This is a genomic window from Novosphingobium sp. NFX11 (assembly GCF_057376415.1).
Map to the genome: position 1 here is coordinate 2,259,884 of NZ_CP080384.1, position 20,021 is coordinate 2,279,904.

Here is a 20,021-nt window from a genome sequence, read left to right on the forward strand (position 1 = left end):
GGTTGGCGCGGATCACCATCTTCCCGCTGACCGGCGCGGTGCTCTACCCGGGACTGCAACTGCCGCTCCACATCTTCGAGCCGCGCTACCGCGCGATGGTGAGCGACGCCCTCGCACGCGACCGGCTGATCGGCATGATCCAGCCGCAGAAGGGCTTCGAGGGCGCCCCGCTCTTCGCGGTGGGGTGCCTGGGCCGCATCGGCGATGTCGAGGCGCTGGAAGACGGCCGCTTCAACATCATCCTCGACGGCGAGAAGCGCTTCCGCGTGCTGCGCGAACTCGACGTGACCACGCCGTTCCGTCAGGTCGAGGCGGAACTGCTGGAGGAGCCCGAGGAAGTGCTCGCCCCGATCGAGCGCGCCAGCTTCGAGCGCGAGGCGAAGCGGTTCGCGCAGGCGCAGGGCTATGTGGTCGACTGGGAGCAGGTCGGGCGGCTCGACGACATGTCGCTGATCAACGGCGTCTCGCAGATCGCGCCGTTCGATCCGGCCGCCAAGCAGGCGCTGCTGGAAGCCTCGGGGCTCTCGGCGCGGTGCGAGTTGCTGGTGCAGCTGATGCAGTTCTTCGGCCGCGCGGGCGATGGTGACGAGGATGGGGCGACGTTGCAGTAGCTTCTACCTCGTCATTGCGAGCGAAGCGAAGCAACCCAGGGCAGTGTTACGCCGCCCTGGGTTGCTTCGCTTCGCTCGCAATGACGAAAAACGCATCAAACCGTATCGAACACATACCCCAGCGAACGCACTGTGCGCAGCGGGTTGCCCGCACCCACGCCCTTGAGCGCCCGGCGCAGGCGGCCGATCCACACGTCCACCGTGCGTTCGTCCACCGGCGGCTCCTGCTTGCCGAGCGCCGAGATCAGCTGCGTGCGGCTGAATACCCGGCCGGGGTGCTCGATGAAGTAGCGCAGCAGGCGCAGTTCGTTGGGCATGAGCGAGATCGGCTTGCCCTGGAAACGCGCCTGGAACGCAGCGACGTCCACCATCAGCTCGCCCTGCGTGACGACGCGGATGCCCGCGCTGTCCTGCTCGCCGAGGTTGGCGCCGAGCACCCGGTCGAGCAGGGCATTGCGCGTCAGCGGGCCGACCATGTAGTCGTCCGCGCCCATGCGCAAGGCACGCTTGCGATCCTCCTGGTTGTCCTCCTCCAGCACCATGGTCACGTGGGCATGGGCGGTCAGGCTGTCCGCGCGCAGGCGGCGGCACAGTTCGAGGCCGGACATCTCGGGCAGCACCCAGTCGATGAAGACCCACAAGGCCCCCTCGATCAGCGGTAGTTCGGCAAAGTCGGTCCAGCGATGCAGCATGACGTCGAACTGGTCATGCCGAAACGGCGCGAGCCCACCCGAAAGTTCGCTCGCCAGCAATATGTCGATCCGCCGCATCGCCCCGTTGTCCGCCTTTTCGAGATAGTCTGCCCCCAGGGTCAGGACCCTTCGTACGCGCGGCTTTTGCCTCCCGAGTGTGACGACCCGGTGACATATCGGTGACATGGCAGTGAATTCGCAAAACCGGCCCCGACGCCGGAAACAATCGGGAAATATCGCTTATCAACAAGCCGCTTGGCACTTGTCATCGAATTGACCCGCAACCGTCACGCCGCCGCAACCGCCTGCTGTCATAGGCCCCGAAATCGCAGGGAATTTGGGGACGAACGACCATGCGCGAGCAGATCGAAGACTTCATCGGACGTGGCAACAACAGCGGGATTCCCGCCTGGCTTGACCTTCCCGATCCCAAGGGCTTCCGGCCCAAGCGCAAGTACCGCACGATCTGGATCTCGGACATCCACCTCGGCACGCGCGGCTGCAACGCGAACATGCTGGTCGACTTCCTGCGGGCGCACGAGTGCGAGACGCTCTACCTCGTCGGCGACATCGTCGACGGCTGGCGGCTGCGCAAGGGCTGGTACTGGCCGGACGCCCACAACGAAGTCGTGCGCCGCATCCTCAAGATGGCGCACCGCGGCACCCGCGTGATCTTCATCGCCGGCAACCACGACGAGATGCTGCGCGACTATGCGGGCCTCAGCTTCGGCGGCGTCGAGCTGGCGCTGGAATACGTCCACACCACCGTCGACGGCCGCCGCCTGCTGGTGACGCACGGGGATGCCTTCGACGGCGTGGTGCTCTACCACAAGTGGCTCGCGTTCCTGGGCGACCAGGCCTACTCGATGCTGCTGCGCGCCAACATCGTGTTCAACGCCGTGCGCCGCCGCTTTCACATGCCGTACTGGTCCCTCTCGGCCTACATGAAGAAGAAGGTCAAGAACGCCGTCCAGTTCATCGGCAGCTACGAGGAAGCCGTCGCCAACGAGGCCACCTCCCGCGGGTTCGACGGCGTCGTCTGCGGCCACATCCACTGCGCCGAAATCCGCGAATTCGGCGGCATCACGTATTACAACGACGGCGATTGGGTCGAAAGCTGCACCGCACTGGCGGAAGACTTCACCGGCCACATGTCCCTGATCGACTGGGTCAAGGAAACCGGCGGCCACACGATCGCCGAAACGGCCGCCGAGGAGCACGCCGCAGACAAGGAAGCCACCCCGGAGGCCGTATCGTGAAGCTGGCCCTGGCAACCGACGCCTGGTTGCCGCAGGTCAACGGCGTCGTCCGCTCGCTCACCTCGACCGTCGAACACCTCACTGCCCGCGGGCACGAGGTCGAGACGATCACGCCCGACCGCTTCCTGACGATGCCGATGCCGGGCTATGCCTCGATCCGGCTGGCGATGGCGCCGCGCTTCGGCGTACGCCGGATGCTCGACAAGGCGGCGCCGGACATCGTCCACATCGCCACCGAAGGCCCGATCGGCTGGGCCGCGCGCGGCTGGTGCCTGGCGCGCGGGGTGCCCTTCACTTCCGCCTTCCACACGCGTTTTCCCGAATACTGCGCGGTGCGCACCGGGCTCTCGGCCGAGTACTTCTGGCCGATCCTGCAGCGTTTCCATGCGCAAAGCCAGGCGGTCATGGTCTCCACCCGCAGCCTCGCCGCCGAACTGGAAGAACGCGGCATCGGCCCGACCCGCGCGTGGAGCCGGGGCATCGACCACGCCATGTTCCGCCCCGACGGCCCGCGCCTTGAAGAGATGACCGCGCTGAAGGCGATGCGGCCCGGTCCTGTCCTGCTCAATGTTGGCCGCGTCGCGCCGGAGAAGAACCTCGAGGCCTTCCTCGACCTCGACGTGCCCGGCAGCAAAGTGGTGGTCGGAGACGGCCCTGCGCTCGACAACCTGCGCCGCCGCTATCCGCACGTGCTGTTCCTCGGCGCACTGTCGGGCGAGGCGCTGGCCTCTGCCTATCGCAGCGCCGACTGCTTCGTGTTCCCCAGCCTGACCGACACCTTCGGCCTCGTCGTCATTGAGGCGCTGGCCTGCGGCACTCCGGTGGCAGCGTACCCGGTGACCGGGCCGATCGACATCCTCGGCCCTGACGGACGGGGCGTGGACCACCGTGTCGGCTGGGCGGCGGGCGCAGTCGATACCTCGCTCGCCCGCGCGGTCGAGGGCGCACTGACGGTGGAGCGGACCGACGCCGCCGCGCTGGGCTCGCTCTATTCGTGGGAACGCGCGACGGACCAGTTTCTCGCCGCGATCGAGGGCGCACTGGAGAACGCCGAACGCAGGTTGAGGTCGGCGGCCTGACATCCCTTGCGCCGTCATTGCGAGCGTAGCGAAGCAATCCAGAGCGGTGTGAAACTGCCCTGGATTGCTTCGCTGCGCTCGCAATGACGAAGGTAGTGGGGCCTACCTGAACCCGAGACTGCGCGAGATCGCGGCGGCCTCGTCCCGCACCAGCCGGGCGAGGTCTTCCAGCCGCCCGGCCGCACGCGTACTGGGCGCGGCGATCACCAGAGCGCCCACCACACCACCCGCCGCATCACGCACCACCGCCGCCGTGCCGGTGACACCCTCGGCGGCCTGATCGACGGTCTGCGCATAACCTGCCGCACGGGCCTGCTCGACCACATCCGCAAGCACGGCGGGGTCGATCTCAGTCCCCGGAGCCAGCCGCGCCGGCGCCACCCGCTTCAGGTACGTCTCGACCGCTGCAGGTGAGCACGTGGACAGCAGCACCCGACCCGCCGCCGTCGCATAGAACGGCCGTCGGTCACCGATCGACACCGTATAGCGCACCACATTGCTGCTCTCGACAAGGTCCACATAGGTGATCATCCCGTGATCCTGGTCGCCCACCGCCAGCAGCACCGTCTCCCCGCTGCGTGCGGCCAGCCGCCGCATCCCGTCGCGCACGAGGTCGGAGCTTTGCAGCCGCCGCCGCGCCTCGGTCAGCGCGCTGCCAAGGCCGAAAGCGCCCGGACCAAGCCGCCACGCCCCTTCGGTCGCGACGACGAGGTCTTCGTCCGCCAACCCGCGCAGCAGTGCCGCAAGGCTGCTCTTGGGGGTGCTCAGGCGCCGGCTGAGATCGGCCAGCGACACCGGCTCGGTGCTGACGCAGAGCGCTTCGAGCAGGCGGATGACCCGGGTGACCGACTGCGGCGACCCGCCCCGGCGCTCGCCGTCCTTCTCCGCATCCTCGATCACGCACGCCCTCACTGGAAATGCGGGAGAACCTCCCGCGCGAAGAGCCCGGCATAAGCGAGGAAGCGCTCCGCCGGAAGGCCGGGCGGCATCATCATCGTGAATTGCTCGACCGGGGCCTTTTCCAGCAGGCGGTGGAAGTAGGCGACCGCCTCGGACGGGGTCAGGATCTGCAGGATGCCGCTGGCCTTGAAGGCATCGAGGCTCATCGGCTGGATCGTCGGACCGTCGAGGCCGATGGCCTTGTCTTCGTTCATCCAGGCGCCGTAACTGTTGTTGACGTGGTGGAAATGGGGCGCCAGTTCCTCCAGCGCCGCCGTCTTGTCCTCGGCAACGACCAGCATCAGGCCCTGTATCCAGATGCGTGCATCGGCCTGGCTCTTGCCCGCCGCTTCCAGTTTCTCGCGGTAGAGCGGCCAGATCTCGGGATTGCCGAAGTAGCCATCGCCGTGCCGCGCAACCCGCTCCATCGCCTTGGGCGCGAAGCCGCCGATGTAGAGCGGGATATGCCCCCGGGTTGAGAGCGGTGAGGCTTTGGCGCCGTGGAGGGTGAAGAAGCCGCCTTCGAAGTCTACCGTCTCGCCGGACCAAAGGCGGCGCACGATCTCCAGGAATTCGTCGAACCGGGCGCCGCGCTTGGTGAAATCCAGCCCGTGCGCCGCGTACTCCCGCGCACGATAGCCGATCGCGAGCCCCAGTTGCAGCCGTCCGCCGGACAGACTGTCGAGCACCGCGCAGTCCTGTGCGAACCGCAGCGGCTCGTAGAGAGGGGCAAGCGCGATGCCGGTGCCCAGCCGCATCCGCCGCGTGCGTGCAGCCATCGCGGCGAGCGCCACCAGCGGCGAGGACATGTAGCCGTCCTCGGCGAGATGGTGCTCGGGCACGAAAGCGCCGTCGAAGCCCAGCGCTTCGGTTTCCGCAACCACGTCGAGGATTTCGGCGTAGAGCGCTTCGGGCGGGCGGCGCCACGGGGCCGGATTGCGGAAATCGTAGAGGTAGCTGAACTCCAGCCTGCCGGTCATGCAGCCTTCTCCGTCGTCTTGTGATTTGACGCGAGAGTAGAGGCCGCCACCCAAGCGGCAAGGCGCGGGGGCGATGAATGGGCCTCAGCCCTTATGCGGCCCCAGCAGGATCACCCCCACCCCGGCCAGGCAGAGCAGCGCGCCGCCCATGTCCCAGCGGTCCGGCCGCACGCCCTCGACCAGCCATAGCCACAAGAGCGCCGAAGTGATGTAGATGCCGCCGTAAGCCGCATAGGCCCGGCCCGCCTGCGAGGTGTCCACCAGCGTCAGCAGCCAGGCGAAGACCACCAGCGAGACGCAGCCCGGCACCAGCCACCAGACCGGCTTGCCCATCCGCAACCAGCCCCAGAACGCGAAGCAGCCGCCGATCTCGGCCAGCGCGGCGAGGAGGTAGACGGCGGCGGTCTGGATCACGCCCCCGGTCATGCAGAAAGCAGCGTCGCCTTGACCCCGTCGATCACATACTGCGCCGCCAGCGCCGCCAGCAGCACGCCAAGCAGGCGGGTGATCACCGCCTCGACCTTGTCGCCCAGCACCTTCATCAGCGGCCCGGCAGCGGCAAGCGCGGCGAAGGCCAGCAGCATGACCGCGATCATCGCGCCCAGGATCGTCAGCGTCTGCTCGGTGCCGTGCGCGCGGCTGGTCAGCAGCATCATCGTCGCGATCGAGCCCGGCCCCGCCAGCATCGGCATCGCCATCGGGAAGACGGACACGTCCTCGATCTCGGGCGTGGCGGCGTTGTGGGCGATGATCTTCTCGGCCCGCTCCTCGCGCCGCTGGGTGCGCTTCTCGAAGACCATGTCGATGGCGATCATGAACAGCATGATGCCCCCAGCGATGCGGAAGGCGTCGAGTTCGATGTGCAGGGCGTTCAGCAGCGTCTTGCCGAACAACGCGAAGACCACGAGGATGATCGCCGCGATCACGCAGGCGCGGGTTGCCATGGAGATCGCCTGCGCACGGCTCGCCCCGGCGGAGAGCCCGGCATAGATGGGCGCGCAGCCCGGCGGATCGATGACGACGAAGAGCGTGACGAAGGCGCTGAGGAAAAGTTCGTACATCCGCCCTACCCTAACCTTGCGGCGTCACCTTGTCCTCTACGATCGTGTCGAACCCGGTGCCATTCCACAGTTGTACACTGACCGTGCGCGCATCGTTGGCGCTCATGACCGTGACGTGCCAGCGCAAGGTGCCGTCGAGCGAGTTGCCGCCGGTGAAAGTGCGCGCGTCCGCAGGCGGCGTACCCGGAGGCGGCGCGTCCGGGCGCCGGCCGCATTTCGCGACCCGCGCGGTGAGCATGTCGGGCTCCGGCAAAGCGCTCGGCAGGGTGTCGCCGTGGTCGAGCACCCAGCGATACTCGCCCTTCTTCTGCCGCTGCCAGATCGTGGTGTACCAGCCGACCGAACCGTCCGGGCGCTGCCAGGCGCCCTTGGTGACGCCCAGCGTGCCGTCGCAGCTCATCCAGACCTGATGCGGCTCCCACTGCACAGGAGCGGCGGGATCGGCCTGCTTCTTCAGCCAGTCCTGCGCCTGCACTTCCTGCGGCACGAACATGATTGCGGTATCGTCCGCGAATTCGCGGAACGCCTTCCACTGACCCTTCTCGCGCGCGAGCCGGGCGAAGGCGATCTCCTCGGCAACGAGGGCGCTGGGGTTGGCCGTTCCCGTACCGGGCGGGAGGCGGCGCCTGGGCCGCGCATCGGTCTGGGCTGACGCAGCGAAAACCGCTACCAGCGCTAGACCGAGCGCGATCCGCTTCAAAGGCCAGTCTCGTCGAAGGCGAGGCCCGCATTGCGGTGCGCGGCGACGATGGTGTTACGCAGAAGTACCGCGATAGTCATCGGCCCGACCCCGCCCGGAACCGGCGTGATCGCACCCGCGACTTCGGCGGCCGAGGCGAAATCGACGTCGCCGACGAGCTTCGTCTTGCCTTCCTCGGCACCGGGAACGCGGTTGATGCCCACGTCGATCACGGTCGCGCCGGGCTTGAGCCAGTCGCCCTTGACCATCTCGGGACGGCCGACCGCCGCCACCACGATGTCGGCGCGGCGCACCACCTCGGGCAGATCCTTGGTGCGGCTGTGCGCGACAGTGACGGTGCAGCTTTCCGCGATCAGCAACTGCGCCATCGGCTTGCCGACGATGTTGGAGCGGCCGATCACCACCGCGTCGAGGCCCGAGAGCGAACCCAGCCGGTCCTTCAGCAGCATCACGCAGCCCAGCGGCGTGCAGGGCACGAAGCCCGGCAGGCCGGTCGCCAGACGGCCGACGTTGACGACATGGAAGCCGTCGACGTCCTTGTCCGGGTTGATCGTGGCGATGACCTTCTGCTCGTTCATGTGCGCGGGCAGCGGCAGCTGGACGAGGATGCCGTCCACAGCCGGGTCATTGTTGAGCTGCTCGACCACGGCCAGCAGATCCGCTTCGGACGTGTCTGCGGGCAGCTTGTGCTCGAAGCTGTTCATGCCCGCCGCGAGCGTCTGCTTGCCCTTGTTGCGCACGTAGACCTGGCTGGCCGGGTCCTCGCCCACCAGCACCACGGCGAGACCCGCCTTGCGGCCGCTCTTCGCCTCGAAGCCCACCGCAGCGGTGCCGACGCGGGCGCGCAGGCCCTCGGCGAAAGCCTTTCCGTCGATGACCTGGCTCATCAGTAGCCCGCCATGGCAAGGTTGCCGAAGATGATCTGCAGGATCTTGAGACCGATGATCAGCACCATCGGCGAGAAGTCGATCGCGCCGGTGTTGGGCATGATCTTGCGGATCGGCCGCAGGAGCGGCTCGAGGATCGCGTTCAGCGCGGTATAGACCGCCGACACGAACTGGTTGTGCATGTTGACTACGTTGAACGCGATCAGCAGCCCGAGCACGAACTGCACGATCACCACGAAGACGATGATGTCGATCAGGTAGCTGACGATCTGGAAAATGGTGAGGAACAGCAAGGCCGGCTCCTAGAATGACGTTGGGACAGCACGTTCGCACATGCGGCATGGTTCTGCGCGCGCTGATAGCCGAGCGGGTGGTCGGTGGGCAAGGGCGCGTCTGCAGGAGTTGGATCGGGATCGACCACCGCCAACCAGCCTACCTCGTCATTGCGAGCGAAGCGAAGCAATCCAGGGCCGAGTAAGCCGCTCTGGATTGCTTCGCTTCGCTCGCAATGACGAAACGAGGTATTACTGCGTAAGCGTCGAAGTCCGCTCGATCCGCCAGTTGAGCTGGCTGCCGCTGGCGCCCGGCACGTCGTTCACGCGGCGCAGAACGATGGTTCCGCGCTTCGAGGTGCGCCCGTCGCCGAAGTCCACGACGATCGGCGCCTCGTAATAGAGCGAGCCCGCCGCGCCCTCCATGTCGCCCTTGCCGACCGCGAGGCGGGGCTTGGAACCGCCGAATTCGCCCTGCAGCTTTTGCGCCGTCATCTCGGCATCGAGGCTCCAGGCCTGAGCCGCGGCGTTCCAGTCGCCGATGCGCACGGCACTGACGTAGTAGCGCAGCAGTCGTTCGGGATCGCGGCGCTCGGTCAGGGCGGGGGTGTCGAGCGTGCTTGCGGCAGGCGCTGCCACGGACGTCGCGCCGTCCACCGGCCCGACATCGACCACCGCATCGCCGGCATCCGCCGCCGCACTTGCGCTGTCGAGCACGGCCGGGTCCTCTCCCGCCTTACCGCAGGCGGCAAGGGCCAGCAACGAGCCGGAGAGCAGGACGGCGAGTGCAGCTTTGGTGCGCATGTGCTTCGAGACGCCTTTCAGTTCCTTGATCCCCTCGCAAGGGTAGTTCAGCCCGCCCGGATGAGCGTACCTGCACCTTCCTGCGTGAATATTTCCAGCAACATGGCATGCGAAACCCGTCCGTCAAGGACGACGGCCGCCTCGCAGCCCGCCTCGACCGCGTGAATGCAGGTCTCCAGCTTGGGGATCATGCCGCCCGAGATGGTGCCGTCTTCCTTCAGGCCCGCGATCGCGGCGGGGGTCAGGTCGGTCAGCAGCTCGCCCTGCTTGTCGAGCACGCCGGGCACGTCGGTCAGCAGGAACAGGCGCGATGCACCCAGCGCCGCGGCGATGGCGCCCGCCATCGTGTCGGCGTTGACGTTGTAGGTGCCGCCGTCCGGCCCGGCCGCGATCGGGGCGATGACCGGGATCATCCCCGCGCCCGAGATCGTCTCGATCACCCGGGTGTCGATGTGTTCGGGCTCGCCCACGAAGCCGAGATCGACCACCTGCTCGATCAGGCTGTCGGGGTCCTTGCGGGTGCGCGAGACCTTGCGCGCGGTGACCATCCCGCCGTCCTTGCCCGACACGCCCATCGCCTTGCCGCCGGCCTTGGCGATCCAGCCGACGATTTCCTTGTTGATCGCGCCCGACAGCACCATCTCGGCCACTTCGGCGGTCGCCTTGTCGGTAATGCGCAGGCCATCGACGAACTGGCTCTCGACGCCGACCTTCTTGAGCATCGCGCCGATCTGCGGCCCGCCGCCGTGCACGACGACGACGTTGATGCCCACCGCCTTCAGCAGCACCACGTCCTCGGCGAAGTCCACCGCCTTTTCGGGATCGCCCATGGCGTGGCCGCCGTATTTGACCACGAACGTGCGCCCCGCATATCGCTGCATGTAGGGCAGCGCATCGACGAGGGTTTCGGCCTTGGCCAGCAGGGCGGGGTGGTGCGGATTCGACATGAGGGCGCTAATACGCCCCCACGCGCAATTTTGAACCCGCTTAACGTGATTTTTTCGGCGTAATCGTGCCGTTAATCGGCTCAGGAATCCAGTTTCCTGCCCAGCTTCACGAAGAACCAGATGAACGGCGGCACCATGATCGTCGAGAGCACCAGCTTCGAGATGATCTGGCCCTCCATGATCTGCACGATCGGCAACCCGGTTCCGACGAAGGAAATGGTGATGAACAGCACCGTGTCGATCACCTGCGACAGCATCGAGGCGATCCACGCGCGCACCAGCAGCAGCTTGCCGCCAGCCTGCGACAGCTTGGAGAAGATCAGGACGTTCAGCGTCTGCGACACGCCGTAGGAGATCAGCCCGGCGAACTGCATCCGTGCGCCCTGCCCGAGCAGGCGGGCATAGGCCTCCTGGTCGCCCCAGAACGCAGCCGGCGGGACCACGTGGATCACGAAGGTCAGCAGCAGCATCGAGACGATCAGCGGGATGAACCCGAAGCGCACCAGCTTGTTGGCGGTGTCCGGGCCGTGGAGTTCGGCGATGGCGCTGGAAAGCACAACCAGCAACAGGAACGCGAAGATCCCCGATCCGACCGCGAGGTCGCCCAGCACCGGCCAGTGGCCGAGCGAAGCCAGCTTGGTCCCGAGCACTCCCGCCAGCACGACGAGGCCGCCGTAGAGCAGCGAGAAGACGAAAAGCGAGCGGGTGATGATGGGCGCGGGCGCAGTGACGGATCGATCCATCGCCTCCCTGTAACGGGCAAAGCGGCGTTGGACTAGGGTTCGGTGGAGAAAATGCGAGCCCCGTCGCATCCTCCCTGTCGCGAAGCGATGGGGAGGTGGCAGGCGCGCAGCGACTGACGGAGGGGCTTTCCGACTCCTCCACCACCGACTGCGTCGGCGGTCCCCTCCCCATTGCTGCGCAACGGGGAGGATGCGGCGGGGTCATCGCTATCGTCTAGCCGCCGTGCTAGCCGCCTCGCCATGACCGAAGACGAAGACAATGCCCTCACCCGCCCCCAGCGCCGCCTGCTGCGCCGCCTCTACAACGGCCGCACCGAGCCTGTCGTCGCGGATGACAAGCCTTTCCTGACTTACAAGGAGGCCAGTCGCTACCTCCTGTCGCTTGACGCCGAAGCGCGCGAGGCAGCCTATCTGGAGATGAAGCGGCAGGCGGGGTAATCCCGACGTCGTCATTGCGAGCGTAGCGAAGCAATCCAGGGCAGCCTGACACCGCCCTGGATTGCTTCGCTACGCTCGCAATGACGAAAGAGGGTAGGCGGACGCGATACCCTGTCCGGTAAGCCATGGTTTCCTACAAGGGCGCCGCCGCGTACTATTCCCGTCGCCCGTCCCCCGGCCACAAGGTTACACCCGATGCCCCGCAAGGTGACACATCGCTGTCCCCAGGTTACACTTTTCACGCACAAGGTGACACCCGCACTCACGCATTTGCGCCAATCACGCCCCTACCCCGTCGCAAGGTGACACCTTCTTCGCCCTGGACAGTGTAAACCGTGTAAACCTGTCACCTTGCGGGGCACCCGCCGCAAAACCCTCTAGCCCTGCGTCCGTCGCGCCTCTAGGGTCGGCGGCTGTTTCCCCTTCCTCTCCCGGAGCCAAGCGCCTCGATGCATGTCGCCTACAGCCTGATCGGCATCGTTCTCATCATGGCGGCAGCCTTCCTGCTCTCGACCGACCGCAAGGCGATCCGCCCGCGCGTCGTCTGCGCGGCCTTCGCGCTGCAGGCGGGCCTTGCCGCGCTGGTGCTCTACGTGCCGTTCGGCAACCGCATGCTGCGCGGCGCCGCCTCGGGCGTCGAGGGGCTGCTGAGCTACGCGCATGAAGGCGTGACCTTCCTGTTCGGCCCGCTCGCCTCGCCGGAAATCGGCGGCACCAGCTTCGCCATCGCGGCGCTGCCGGTGATCATCTTCTTCGCCTCGCTGATCTCCATCCTCTACTACCTGAAGATCATGCCGCTGGTGGTGCGCTGGCTGGGCGGTGCGCTGGAGAAGGTGACCGGGATCAGCAAGGTCGAAAGCCTTTGCGCGGCCTCCAACATCTTCGTGGGCCAGAGCGAGGCGCCGCTGGTGATCCGCCCCTACCTCGCCTCGCTGAACCCCTCGCAGCTGTTCTGCGTGATGACGGTGGGCCTGGCAGGCGTGGCGGGCACGATCCTGGCCGCCTATGCCTCGATGGGCATCCGCATCGACTACCTCGTCGCCGCCGCCTTCATGTCGGCACCGGGCGGCATCTTCATGGCCAAGATGATCATGCCCGATCCGCGGCCCGGCGTGGCTTCGAACGCCGAGGTCCATGAGAGCACCCTGCCCCCGCAGGCGCCGCCGCCGCCGCGATGAACCGCGCCGACGTCACCCATCTCCCCGGCGTCCACGTCGACGAGCCCGAAGCCGTCGAGCACGAGGAGGAAAAGCCCGCCAACATCATCATGGCCGCATCGCAGGGCGCGCAGACCGGCGTGAAGCTGGCGGTCGCGGTGGGCGCGATGGTTCTCGCATTCGTGGCGCTGATCGCGCTCGCCAACGGCTTCGTCGGCTGGGCGGCGGGGCTCTTCGGCTTCCAGGGGGTGACGTTCCAGTCGCTGCTGGGCTACATCTTCGCGCCGATCTTCTACCTGCTGGCGACCCCCGACTGGACCGAGGCGCTGCACGCAGGCGGCCTGTTCGGCACCAAGATCGTGCTCAACGAATTCGTCTCGTTCATCGAACTGGGCAAGGACGGCCTGCTTTCGCCCCGCACCGTGGCGGTGGTGACGTTCGCGCTGTGCGGCTTCGCCAACTTCTCCTCGATCGCGATCCAGATGGCCGTGACCGGCGGACTTGCCCCCAACCAGCGCCCGATCATCGCGAAGCTGGGCATCCGCGCGCTGGCGGCGGGCAGCCTGTCGAACCTGATGAGCGCGGCGCTGGCGGGGCTGTTCCTCACCGTCGCCTGAAGCATTTTCTAATCAGGTGGAAACACCTGATGACTCGGAAAATGCGATAAACAATTGACTTAGAGCGGTCCGTCCCGGCGATGTTGCCCCGGGGAAACTGGACACCGGCCTGAGGCTTGGGTCTTCTCTCCCCTTGAGAGGACCAGAGCATGACCGACCGATTCCGCGAGACTTACGGCCCCACCGCGCTGGTGACGGGCGCTTCTTCAGGGATCGGCCTCGCCTTCGCCGAGGAACTGGCCGACCGGGGCTTCCACCTCGTCCTCACCGCGCGCCGGACCGACCCGCTCGATGCGCTGGCGGAGCGGCTGGCGTCCTCGCACGGCACCCGGACCACCGTGCTCGGTGCGGACCTCGGTGACCCGGCGACTCCCGCGCGGATACTCGAGGCGACCGAGGGCACCGACATCGGCCTCGTCGTCAGCAATGCCGGCTTCAACATCAAGGGCGCGTTCGAGGCGCAGGACCCGGCCGCGATGGCGCGGATGCTCACCGTCAACTGCCACGCGCCGATGCAGCTGGCCCACGGTCTGATCCCCGCCTCAAGGCACGGGCGAGCGGAGGTCTGATCTTCACCGCCTCGGTCGAGGGCCTGATCGGCTGCCCGTACTCAGCCGCATACTCCGCCACCAAGGCACTGGTCGTGGCGCTGGGCGAGGCGCTCTGGGGCGAGATGCAGGGCAGCGGCGTGGACGTGCTGACGCTCTGCCCCGGCGCTACCGAGACAGAGGCGACCGCCGGGATGGAGGGCATCGCCAACCTGCAAAGCCCGGCCGAAGTCGCGCGCCTAGCCCTCGACAACGTGCGCGAGGGACCGACCTTCGTACCACACGCGCATTACCGCGCCATGTTCGATGCGCTCCGCGCCCGTCCCCGCCGCGAGGCACTGGCGGGCATGGCGGAAGGGATGCGCCAACGCCTCGGCTGAGCCGCCTCAGACGGAACGCCTGCGCATCAGTTCCGCGGGCGACAGCACGATCCCCGCGAGGATCAACGCCATGCCGAGGAAGTGGTAGCCTTCCAGCCGCTCGCCCAGCAGCAGCGCGGAGAGCAGTGCACCGAACAGCGGCATCAGCGTGATCGCCTGCCCGGCCCGCGCCGCGCCGAGTTGCACTGTAGCGGCGTTGTAGATGAAGTAGGCCAACACCGACGGAAAAATGCCGACGTAGAGGAAGGCCGAGAGCACCTTCGGGCTCCAGGCGACTGCAAGCCCCTGCGCCGCTTCCCAAGCTGCCAAAGGCGCCATGAACACCGCGCCGATCAGGAACACCATAAGCAAGAAGCTCGCCGGCGCGATCGGCGGCCGCTTGCGCAGGAGCACAGTGTAGAGCCCCCATACCACGACGCCGCACAGCACCAGCGCATCGCCGATGCCAAGCCGCAATGTCGCCAGCGCGGATACGTCCCCCGGAACACGATGGCGACGACCCCGACGGTGGACAGTGCGACGCCCGCCTGGTGCAGCACCCCCGCCCGCGTTCCGAAGATCATGCGATCGAGCACCAGTACCAGAGCCGGAATCGACGCCTGCAGCAGCAGGGCATTGGCCGCGCTCGTATGATGTAGCCCGGAGTAGACGAACGAATTGAAGCAGACGATGCCGAGGAACCCCAGCGCCGCGATCCAGCGCCATCCCGCGACTATCGCCGCGCGCTCCGCCCAGGCCTGCCGCGCCGCGAACGGCAGCAGGATCAGCACCGCGATGAGCCAGCGCCCGAACGCGAGCGTGAACGGCGGAATGTCGTCCCGCACCGCGCGGCCGGTGATCGAATTGCCAGCCCAGAACAGCATCACAAGGCCGAGCAGCAGAAACGCGCGGGTGTGAGAGGGAGACTTGGGCACGGCTGCTCCATTCGTCGTCCCGGACTTGATCCGGGACCGTTGGCTATCTTTAGGCACAACCTCGCTGCCGACGCCGCAGGATGGGCTGTTCACGGCCAGCGGTCCCGGATCAAGTCCGGGACGACGCCATTATGCCAGCGCCTTGTCGAGCATCTGCGCCAGACGCAGCCCCGCCCGCTCGATGCGTTCATCGACGATCGGAATCGTCTGTTCGATCGCTGCGTTGGTCCAGACGATCTTCTGCGGCTCCTTGACGTCGCCCCCACGTGACAGGGCAGCTTGCCGCCGAACGCCAGCGGATAGAGCACGTCGCGGCTGATCTCGTAGCTCTCGCGGGTCCAGTCTTCCAGCGTGCCGGTCGCCAGCCGCGCCTTTTCGGCCGCGCTGTAGACGCGCACCAGCGGCGGGCGGGCGGAGGTGATCGCGCGCTCGGCCAAGGTCGTGTCCCAGATCGAGTGCAGGTTGCGACCCGGCGCGTCGCCGTAATCGGCCTTCACCGCGTTGCCGCCCTGGTCCTCGTTCTCGCCGATATGCAGCGGCTGGTGGATGTCGCCGACGAAGTGGACGAGGAAGACCAGCGCCTCAAGCCGCAGCACCGGCGCCAGCTTGTGGTTGGCCAGCAGCTTCTCGTCGCGCTCGATCTGCGCGGTGGCGCACATGCCGTCGCGGCACAGTTGCTTGAGGTCGAACGTCCCGCAGACCGGCTGGTCGTGGTAGTGCCAGGAATTCTGGTAGGCCCAGCGCCAGCGCTCGCCCTTGATGCAGTCGGGCCAGGTCGCGGCGTCCTCGATCGTGCGCATCGAGCACTTGGGCGTGTCCATCTCGCGCTCATGGGCGAGCAGCTTGCGGATGGCGACGCGGGTGGCAGGGCGAACGTTGGCCATGGCGATGCCCGCCACGGTTCGGTGCCCCATCGCACCCCAGGCGAAGGCCGGGCTGGATACGATCGTCGCAAGAGCGGCTAGGAGAAGGAGAACTTTGCGCATCATCAGACCACCGGGTGCTCGTACTGTTCGATGACCCAGTCCTCCGCCTCGGCCGCGGCGATCCAGGCCTGCATCCATTCGTGCTCCCACACCGCCTGCATGTAGGCCTGCGCGAAGCCGGGCACGCCGATGCCGTACGTCAGGAAGCGGCTGACGACGGGGGCGTAGAACACGTCCGCCGCGCCGAAGGTGCCGAACAGGAACGGCCCGCCTTTGCCGAACCGCGCCCGCGCCTCGGCCCAGAGGGTGAGGATGCGCACGATGTCGGTGCGGGTCTCGTCCTCCAGCCCCGGCAGTTCGACGCGCGAGCGGATGTTCATCGGGCAATTGCGGCGCAGCGACAGATAGCCGGAGTGCATCTCCGCCACCATCGATCGCGCCATGGCGCGCGCCGCGTCGTCCTTGGGCCAGAAGCGATCGCGGCCGACCTTGTCGGCAAGATAGTCGACGATGGCGAGCGAATCCCACACCACCGCCTCGCCATCCCACAGGATCGGCACTTTGCCGTGGCTGGGGGCGAGGTCGTCGGAGGACTTCTTGAAGGCTTCCCATTCCTCGCCGAACAGGGGGACGGTGATCTCGTCGAAATGCAGGCCCGACTGTTTGCAGGCGAGCCAGCCGCGCAGCGACCAGCTGGAGTAGTTCTTGTTGCCGATGATGAGCTTCACGGGGCGGCGTTCCTCGGGATTGCTGAACGAGCGGCCTAGAGGCTGGGGCGCGATGTGTCGAGCCTGACCCTTCGACAAGCTCAGGGTGAGCGGACGTTGGCTGATGCCCCCTCAAATCCGCTCAGGCTGAGTGCCGAGCCTGTCGAAGCACCGAAGCCCCGCCGCCCTCAGAACGCCCGCGTTATCAGATAGAACAGCGCGCCCACCGCCGCGCTGGCGGGGATCGTCACGAACCATGCCACGATCACCCGGCTCGCCACCGACCAGCGCACCGCGCTCGACCGCCGCGCCGCGCCGGTGCCGACGATCGACCCGGTGATGGCATGCGTGGTCGAAACCGGAATGCCCAGCGCCGAAGCCCCGAACACCACGATCGAACCGGCGGTCGAAGCGCAGAAGCCCGAGTGGTGATTGAGCTTGGTCAGCTTGGAACCCATCGTCTTGATGATCTTCCACCCGCCCGACAGCGTCCCCAGCGAAATCGCCAGATAGCACGACAGCACAACCCAGTGCGGCACATGGAAGCCCCCGACATGTGCCCGGTCGAGTAGAGCAGCACCGCGATGATCCCCATCGTCTTCTGCGCATCGTTGCCGCCGTGGCTGATCGAATAGGCGGCGCTGGAGAGCAGGTGGAGGCTCTTGAAGATGCCGTTCGACTGGCGCGGGGACGTGCCCTTGAACAGCCAACTCGTCACCAGCATCAGCAACATGGCGATGGCAAAGCCCAGCACCGGCGAGACGAAGATCGCCGCGATGGTCTTCACCGTGCCCGAGCTTTCGACCACCGCGAAGCCGCCATGCGCGATCCCGGCGCCCAGCAACCCGCCGATCAGCGCGTGGCTGGAGCTGGAAGGAATGCCCTTGATCCAAGTCAGCACGTTCCAGAACATCGCACCGACCAAGGCGCCGAACACCACGGCCGGGGTGACGGCATCGACGTCGATGATGCCCTTCCCCACCGTCTCGGCGACGTGGAGGCCGACGAAGAAATAGGCGAGGAAGTTGCCGGCAGCGGCGAACAGCACCGCGAAGACCGGCGAGAGCAGACGCGTCGCCACCACCGTCGCGATGGCATTGGCCGCATCGTGCAGGCCGTTGAGGAAATCGAACGCCAGCGCGAGCGCGACGAGGCCGATCAGCAGCGGCAGGGCAAGGCTGTGGTCCACGAAGTTAAGCCCCTGGCTTCGTCATTGCGAGGAGGTGAAACCGACGAAGCAATCCAGGCCTGCGCAAACCGCCCTGGGTTGCTTCGCTACGCTCGCAATGACGAGGAATGGTGATGAACATCGATCCGGCTTCGCGCTTACGAGTGGTCGATGACCAGCCCGTCGATCTCGTTCGCGAGGTCTTCGAAACGATCGACCACGCGCTCGAGGCGCTTGAACATCTCCTGCCGCACGAAGAAGTGCATCGGGTTGGTCAGGTCCGCCTTGAACAGGCGCTTGAGCCCGGCCGCGTGGATTTCGTCGGCATGGCCTTCCATGCGGACCAGACGCTCGGTCAGTTCGTGGAGGCGGTGGCCGTTGTCGCCGATCTTGCGCAGCAGCGGGATCGCTTCGGCGGTCAGGCGTGCGGCATCGACGATGATCGCGGCCATGTCGATCATCTCCGGCTCGAACTCGCTCACCTCGTAGAGATCGCAGGCGTTGGCCGTCTGCTGCATCTCGTCGATGGCATCGTCCATCGTGTTGATGAGGCTGGTGATGGCCGAGCGATCAAACGGCGTCAGGAAGCTGCGGCGCACCGTCTGCAGCACTTCGCGGGTGATGTCGTCGGCGTCGTGCTCGCGCTCGGCGATCTCGCGGATGTGCTGGGCGCGGCCCGGACCACCCTGCGCGAGGCGGGCGAGCGCGTCGGCGCCGGCCACCAGCGTGGCGGCCTGCTTCTCGAACAGGTCGAAGAAGTTGCCCTGCTCGGGCAGCAGCTTCTGGAACCAGGCGAACATGGCATTGACCCCTGTCTTGCTTGCCACCGTGTCCACGGCTGCGCCCAGGAAGCGCGCGGGACTGGCGGCGGCGCGGAATTCACGTGCGCCGAAGGAACGTATGAGGGCGCGAAGGTCCTCTTCGTCGACCGCCCTAGCCGCTTCCTCCAGCGAGAACCAGCGTCGTTCGCGCTGGTGCTGCTCGTCCCATGTGGAAAGCTCGTCGGTGACCGCGAAGGGATAGACATCGACGTCCGCCCATACCGAAGCGCCCGAATTGCGCTGCTTACGGTAGCGGTAAGAGCCCAGCGGCACCGGGCAGGTCGCGCCCAGCACGCCTGCTTCCTCTTCCGCTTCCTTCGAGGCGGCGGCATGCGGTTGCAGGCCCTTCATCAGCCCGCCCTTGGGAATCACCCAGCGACGAGTGCTGCGCGAAGTGATGAGCAGTATCTGGATGGGCGCGTCGACGGCGGGACCGACGGTGCGGTAAGGAAGAACGGCAATCTGGCGCATATGGGCGAGATTCCTTTCATCCCTCGACGCGTGAAGCTGCGCCCCATAGGGGACGGCGCGCCGTCATGCAAATGTCACAAATAGAGACGCGGTCTCGATTGTGGACTCGAATGATGAAAGGATGATTTCCAAGGGCTGGGCAATTTACCGAAGGCCGTCCCGTCCGTCATTGCGAGCGAAGCGAAGCAACCCAGGGCGGCGTAGTGCTGCCCTGGGTTGCTTCGCTTCGCTCGCAATGACGAAAGTGTGAAATCAGAGTTCCGAATCGCCCAGCACGGCGGCGCGCAGTTCCTCGATCCCCATGCCCTTTTCAGAGCTGGTGACGTGGACCACGGGGAACGCGGCGGGATGCTTGCGGGCTTCGGCGATGGTGGCGGCGTGGACCGCCTCCAGTTCGCTGGCCTTGATCTTGTCCGCCTTGGTCAGGACGAGGCGGTAGCCCACCGCCGCCTGATCCAGCATCTCCATCATGTCGAGATCGACCTGCTTCACGCCGTGGCGCGAATCGATCAGCACCAGCGTGCGCTTGAGTTCCACACGGCCACGCAGGTAGTCGCGCACCAGACGGCGCCAGGTCTCGACGACCTTGGGCGGCGCCTTGGCGAAGCCGTAGCCCGGCATGTCGACGAGACGGAACTTGAGCGGCTCGGCCACGTCGAAGAAGTTCAACTCCTGCGTGCGGCCCGGCGTCACCGAAGTACGCGCGATCGCCTTGCGGCCGACCAGTGCGTTCAGCAGCGAGGACTTGCCCACGTTCGACCGGCCCGCAAAGGCGATCTCCGGCGCATCGGGATCGGGCAGGAACTGCAGCGACGGTGCCGACTTCAGGAACGTCACCGGTCCCGAGAACAGCTTGCGCGCGCGCTCCGTCAGTTCTGCCATTTCTTCATTCACGCGATC

General features: G+C 66.7%; 21 protein-coding genes and 3 pseudogenes. 6 read left to right on the forward strand and 18 right to left on the reverse strand.

All coding sequences use genetic code 11. The features are described 5' to 3' along the window. Positions 1-2: 2 nt before the first annotated feature. Positions 3-611: an LON peptidase substrate-binding domain-containing protein gene (locus KZO24_RS11540; RefSeq protein ID WP_008830163.1), complete on the forward strand. Its 609-nt coding sequence runs from the start codon at positions 3-5 to the stop codon at positions 609-611. 95 nt (positions 612-706) lie between these two features. On the opposite strand, the gene KZO24_RS11545 is transcribed toward KZO24_RS11540, so the two are convergent. Continuing rightward, positions 707-1,381 (reverse strand): response regulator transcription factor, encoded by a 675-nt coding sequence (locus KZO24_RS11545; RefSeq protein WP_008830164.1) that lies wholly within the window; start codon positions 1,379-1,381, stop codon positions 707-709. A gap of 275 nt (positions 1,382-1,656) precedes the next feature. Between KZO24_RS11545 and KZO24_RS11550 the strand changes: the two genes are divergently transcribed. Further along, positions 1,657-2,562, forward strand: coding sequence for a UDP-2,3-diacylglucosamine diphosphatase (locus tag KZO24_RS11550; RefSeq protein WP_008830165.1), 906 nt, complete (start codon positions 1,657-1,659; stop codon positions 2,560-2,562). Next, a complete protein-coding gene (locus KZO24_RS11555; protein ID WP_271181961.1) occupies positions 2,559-3,641 on the forward strand; it encodes a glycosyltransferase family 4 protein in 1,083 nt (360 codons plus the stop codon). The genes KZO24_RS11550 and KZO24_RS11555 overlap by 4 nt, the downstream gene beginning before the upstream one ends. Before the next feature lie 102 nt (positions 3,642-3,743). On the opposite strand, the gene KZO24_RS11560 is transcribed toward KZO24_RS11555, so the two are convergent. From KZO24_RS11560 to KZO24_RS11605, 10 genes are all read right to left on the reverse strand, one after another. Beyond that, positions 3,744-4,541 carry an IclR family transcriptional regulator gene (locus KZO24_RS11560; RefSeq protein WP_271181962.1) on the reverse strand — a complete coding sequence of 266 codons (798 nt, stop codon included), beginning with the start codon at positions 4,539-4,541 and terminating at the stop codon, positions 3,744-3,746. An 8-nt stretch (positions 4,542-4,549) separates the two neighbouring features. Continuing rightward, positions 4,550-5,560, reverse strand: a complete 1,011-nt coding sequence (locus tag KZO24_RS11565; RefSeq protein WP_271181963.1) for an LLM class flavin-dependent oxidoreductase — start codon at positions 5,558-5,560, stop codon at positions 4,550-4,552. Positions 5,561-5,644: 84 nt separating this feature from the next. Then, complete coding sequence (locus tag KZO24_RS11570; RefSeq protein ID WP_271181964.1) at positions 5,645-5,986, reverse strand: YnfA family protein; 342 nt, start codon at positions 5,984-5,986, stop codon at positions 5,645-5,647. Next, positions 5,983-6,621 (reverse strand): MarC family protein, encoded by a 639-nt coding sequence (locus KZO24_RS11575; RefSeq protein WP_008829351.1) that lies wholly within the window; start codon positions 6,619-6,621, stop codon positions 5,983-5,985. Before KZO24_RS11575 ends, KZO24_RS11570 begins: the two co-directional genes overlap by 4 nt. 10 nt (positions 6,622-6,631) lie before the next feature. Beyond that, positions 6,632-7,321: a Cif family virulence factor gene (locus tag KZO24_RS11580; protein WP_271181965.1), complete on the reverse strand. Its 690-nt coding sequence runs from the start codon at positions 7,319-7,321 to the stop codon at positions 6,632-6,634. After that, a complete protein-coding gene (folD, locus tag KZO24_RS11585; protein ID WP_271181966.1) occupies positions 7,318-8,208 on the reverse strand; it encodes a bifunctional methylenetetrahydrofolate dehydrogenase/methenyltetrahydrofolate cyclohydrolase FolD in 891 nt (296 codons plus the stop codon). Before folD ends, KZO24_RS11580 begins: the two co-directional genes overlap by 4 nt. Beyond that, entirely contained in the window at positions 8,208-8,501 is a 294-nt protein-coding gene (locus tag KZO24_RS11590) for a YggT family protein (RefSeq protein ID WP_008832920.1), read from the reverse strand. Before KZO24_RS11590 ends, folD begins: the two co-directional genes overlap by 1 nt. Before the next feature lie 231 nt (positions 8,502-8,732). Further along, the gene (locus tag KZO24_RS11595) at positions 8,733-9,284 is read right to left on the reverse strand and encodes a hypothetical protein (RefSeq protein WP_271181967.1); all 552 of its coding nucleotides are present in this window, start codon (positions 9,282-9,284) and stop codon (positions 8,733-8,735) included. A gap of 47 nt (positions 9,285-9,331) precedes the next feature. Next, positions 9,332-10,231 (reverse strand): acetylglutamate kinase, encoded by a 900-nt coding sequence (gene argB, locus KZO24_RS11600; protein ID WP_008832918.1) that lies wholly within the window; start codon positions 10,229-10,231, stop codon positions 9,332-9,334. A gap of 80 nt (positions 10,232-10,311) precedes the next feature. Further along, the gene (locus KZO24_RS11605) at positions 10,312-10,974 is read right to left on the reverse strand and encodes a queuosine precursor transporter (protein ID WP_486486229.1); all 663 of its coding nucleotides are present in this window, start codon (positions 10,972-10,974) and stop codon (positions 10,312-10,314) included. Positions 10,975-11,214: 240 nt separating this feature from the next. On the opposite strand from KZO24_RS11605, the gene KZO24_RS11610 reads away from it, so the two are divergent. The 3 genes and pseudogenes from KZO24_RS11610 to KZO24_RS11620 all read left to right on the forward strand — a co-directional run bounded on the left by KZO24_RS11610 (position 11,215) and on the right by KZO24_RS11620 (position 14,114). Continuing rightward, positions 11,215-11,412, forward strand: coding sequence for a hypothetical protein (locus KZO24_RS11610; RefSeq protein ID WP_069709049.1), 198 nt, complete (start codon positions 11,215-11,217; stop codon positions 11,410-11,412). 449 nt (positions 11,413-11,861) lie between these two features. After that, a pseudogene (locus KZO24_RS11615) lies at positions 11,862-13,186 on the forward strand (NupC/NupG family nucleoside CNT transporter). Between the two features lie 149 nt (positions 13,187-13,335). After that, positions 13,336-14,114, forward strand: a pseudogene (locus KZO24_RS11620) (SDR family NAD(P)-dependent oxidoreductase). Between the two features lie 6 nt (positions 14,115-14,120). Here the strand turns inward: KZO24_RS11620 and KZO24_RS11625 are convergent. From KZO24_RS11625 to yihA, 7 genes and pseudogenes are all read right to left on the reverse strand, one after another. Then, positions 14,121-14,543 (reverse strand): EamA family transporter, encoded by a 423-nt coding sequence (locus tag KZO24_RS11625; RefSeq protein ID WP_486486230.1) that lies wholly within the window; start codon positions 14,541-14,543, stop codon positions 14,121-14,123. Continuing rightward, positions 14,447-15,028: a DMT family transporter gene (locus KZO24_RS11630; protein ID WP_486486231.1), complete on the reverse strand. Its 582-nt coding sequence runs from the start codon at positions 15,026-15,028 to the stop codon at positions 14,447-14,449. Before KZO24_RS11630 ends, KZO24_RS11625 begins: the two co-directional genes overlap by 97 nt. 89 nt (positions 15,029-15,117) lie before the next feature. Beyond that, on the reverse strand, positions 15,118-16,017 hold the full coding sequence (locus KZO24_RS11635; RefSeq protein WP_486486232.1) for a S1/P1 nuclease: 900 nt from the start codon (positions 16,015-16,017) through the stop codon (positions 15,118-15,120). Beyond that, entirely contained in the window at positions 16,017-16,682 is a 666-nt protein-coding gene (locus tag KZO24_RS11640) for a glutathione S-transferase family protein (RefSeq protein ID WP_271181972.1), read from the reverse strand. Before KZO24_RS11640 ends, KZO24_RS11635 begins: the two co-directional genes overlap by 1 nt. Before the next feature lie 167 nt (positions 16,683-16,849). Next, a pseudogene (locus KZO24_RS11645) lies at positions 16,850-17,850 on the reverse strand (inorganic phosphate transporter). A 137-nt stretch (positions 17,851-17,987) separates the two neighbouring features. Then, positions 17,988-19,121 (reverse strand): DUF47 family protein, encoded by a 1,134-nt coding sequence (locus KZO24_RS11650; RefSeq protein WP_008831757.1) that lies wholly within the window; start codon positions 19,119-19,121, stop codon positions 17,988-17,990. Positions 19,122-19,373: 252 nt separating this feature from the next. Then, positions 19,374-20,003: a ribosome biogenesis GTP-binding protein YihA/YsxC gene (yihA, locus tag KZO24_RS11655; RefSeq protein ID WP_271181974.1), complete on the reverse strand. Its 630-nt coding sequence runs from the start codon at positions 20,001-20,003 to the stop codon at positions 19,374-19,376. Positions 20,004-20,021: the final 18 nt, after the last annotated feature.

Excerpts from the sequence above, each read along its gene's own strand:
- KZO24_RS11570 (WP_271181964.1), bottom strand. The coding sequence starts at position 5,986 with ATGACCGGGGGCGTGATCCAGACCGCCGCCGTCTACCTCCTCGCCGCG.
- argB (WP_008832918.1), bottom strand. The coding sequence starts at position 10,231 with ATGTCGAATCCGCACCACCCCGCCCTGCTGGCCAAGGCCGAAACCCTC.
- KZO24_RS11545 (WP_008830164.1), bottom strand. The coding sequence starts at position 1,381 with ATGCGGCGGATCGACATATTGCTGGCGAGCGAACTTTCGGGTGGGCTC.
- KZO24_RS11635 (WP_486486232.1), bottom strand. The coding sequence starts at position 16,017 with ATGATGCGCAAAGTTCTCCTTCTCCTAGCCGCTCTTGCGACGATCGTA.
- KZO24_RS11565 (WP_271181963.1), bottom strand. The coding sequence starts at position 5,560 with ATGACCGGCAGGCTGGAGTTCAGCTACCTCTACGATTTCCGCAATCCG.
- KZO24_RS11650 (WP_008831757.1), bottom strand. The coding sequence starts at position 19,121 with ATGCGCCAGATTGCCGTTCTTCCTTACCGCACCGTCGGTCCCGCCGTC.
- KZO24_RS11575 (WP_008829351.1), bottom strand. The coding sequence starts at position 6,621 with ATGTACGAACTTTTCCTCAGCGCCTTCGTCACGCTCTTCGTCGTCATC.
- KZO24_RS11605 (WP_486486229.1), bottom strand. The coding sequence starts at position 10,974 with ATGGATCGATCCGTCACTGCGCCCGCGCCCATCATCACCCGCTCGCTT.
- KZO24_RS11550 (WP_008830165.1), top strand. The coding sequence starts at position 1,657 with ATGCGCGAGCAGATCGAAGACTTCATCGGACGTGGCAACAACAGCGGG.
- folD (WP_271181966.1), bottom strand. The coding sequence starts at position 8,208 with ATGAGCCAGGTCATCGACGGAAAGGCTTTCGCCGAGGGCCTGCGCGCC.
- KZO24_RS11610 (WP_069709049.1), top strand. The coding sequence starts at position 11,215 with ATGACCGAAGACGAAGACAATGCCCTCACCCGCCCCCAGCGCCGCCTG.
- KZO24_RS11595 (WP_271181967.1), bottom strand. The coding sequence starts at position 9,284 with ATGCGCACCAAAGCTGCACTCGCCGTCCTGCTCTCCGGCTCGTTGCTG.
- yihA (WP_271181974.1), bottom strand. The coding sequence starts at position 20,003 with ATGGCAGAACTGACGGAGCGCGCGCGCAAGCTGTTCTCGGGACCGGTG.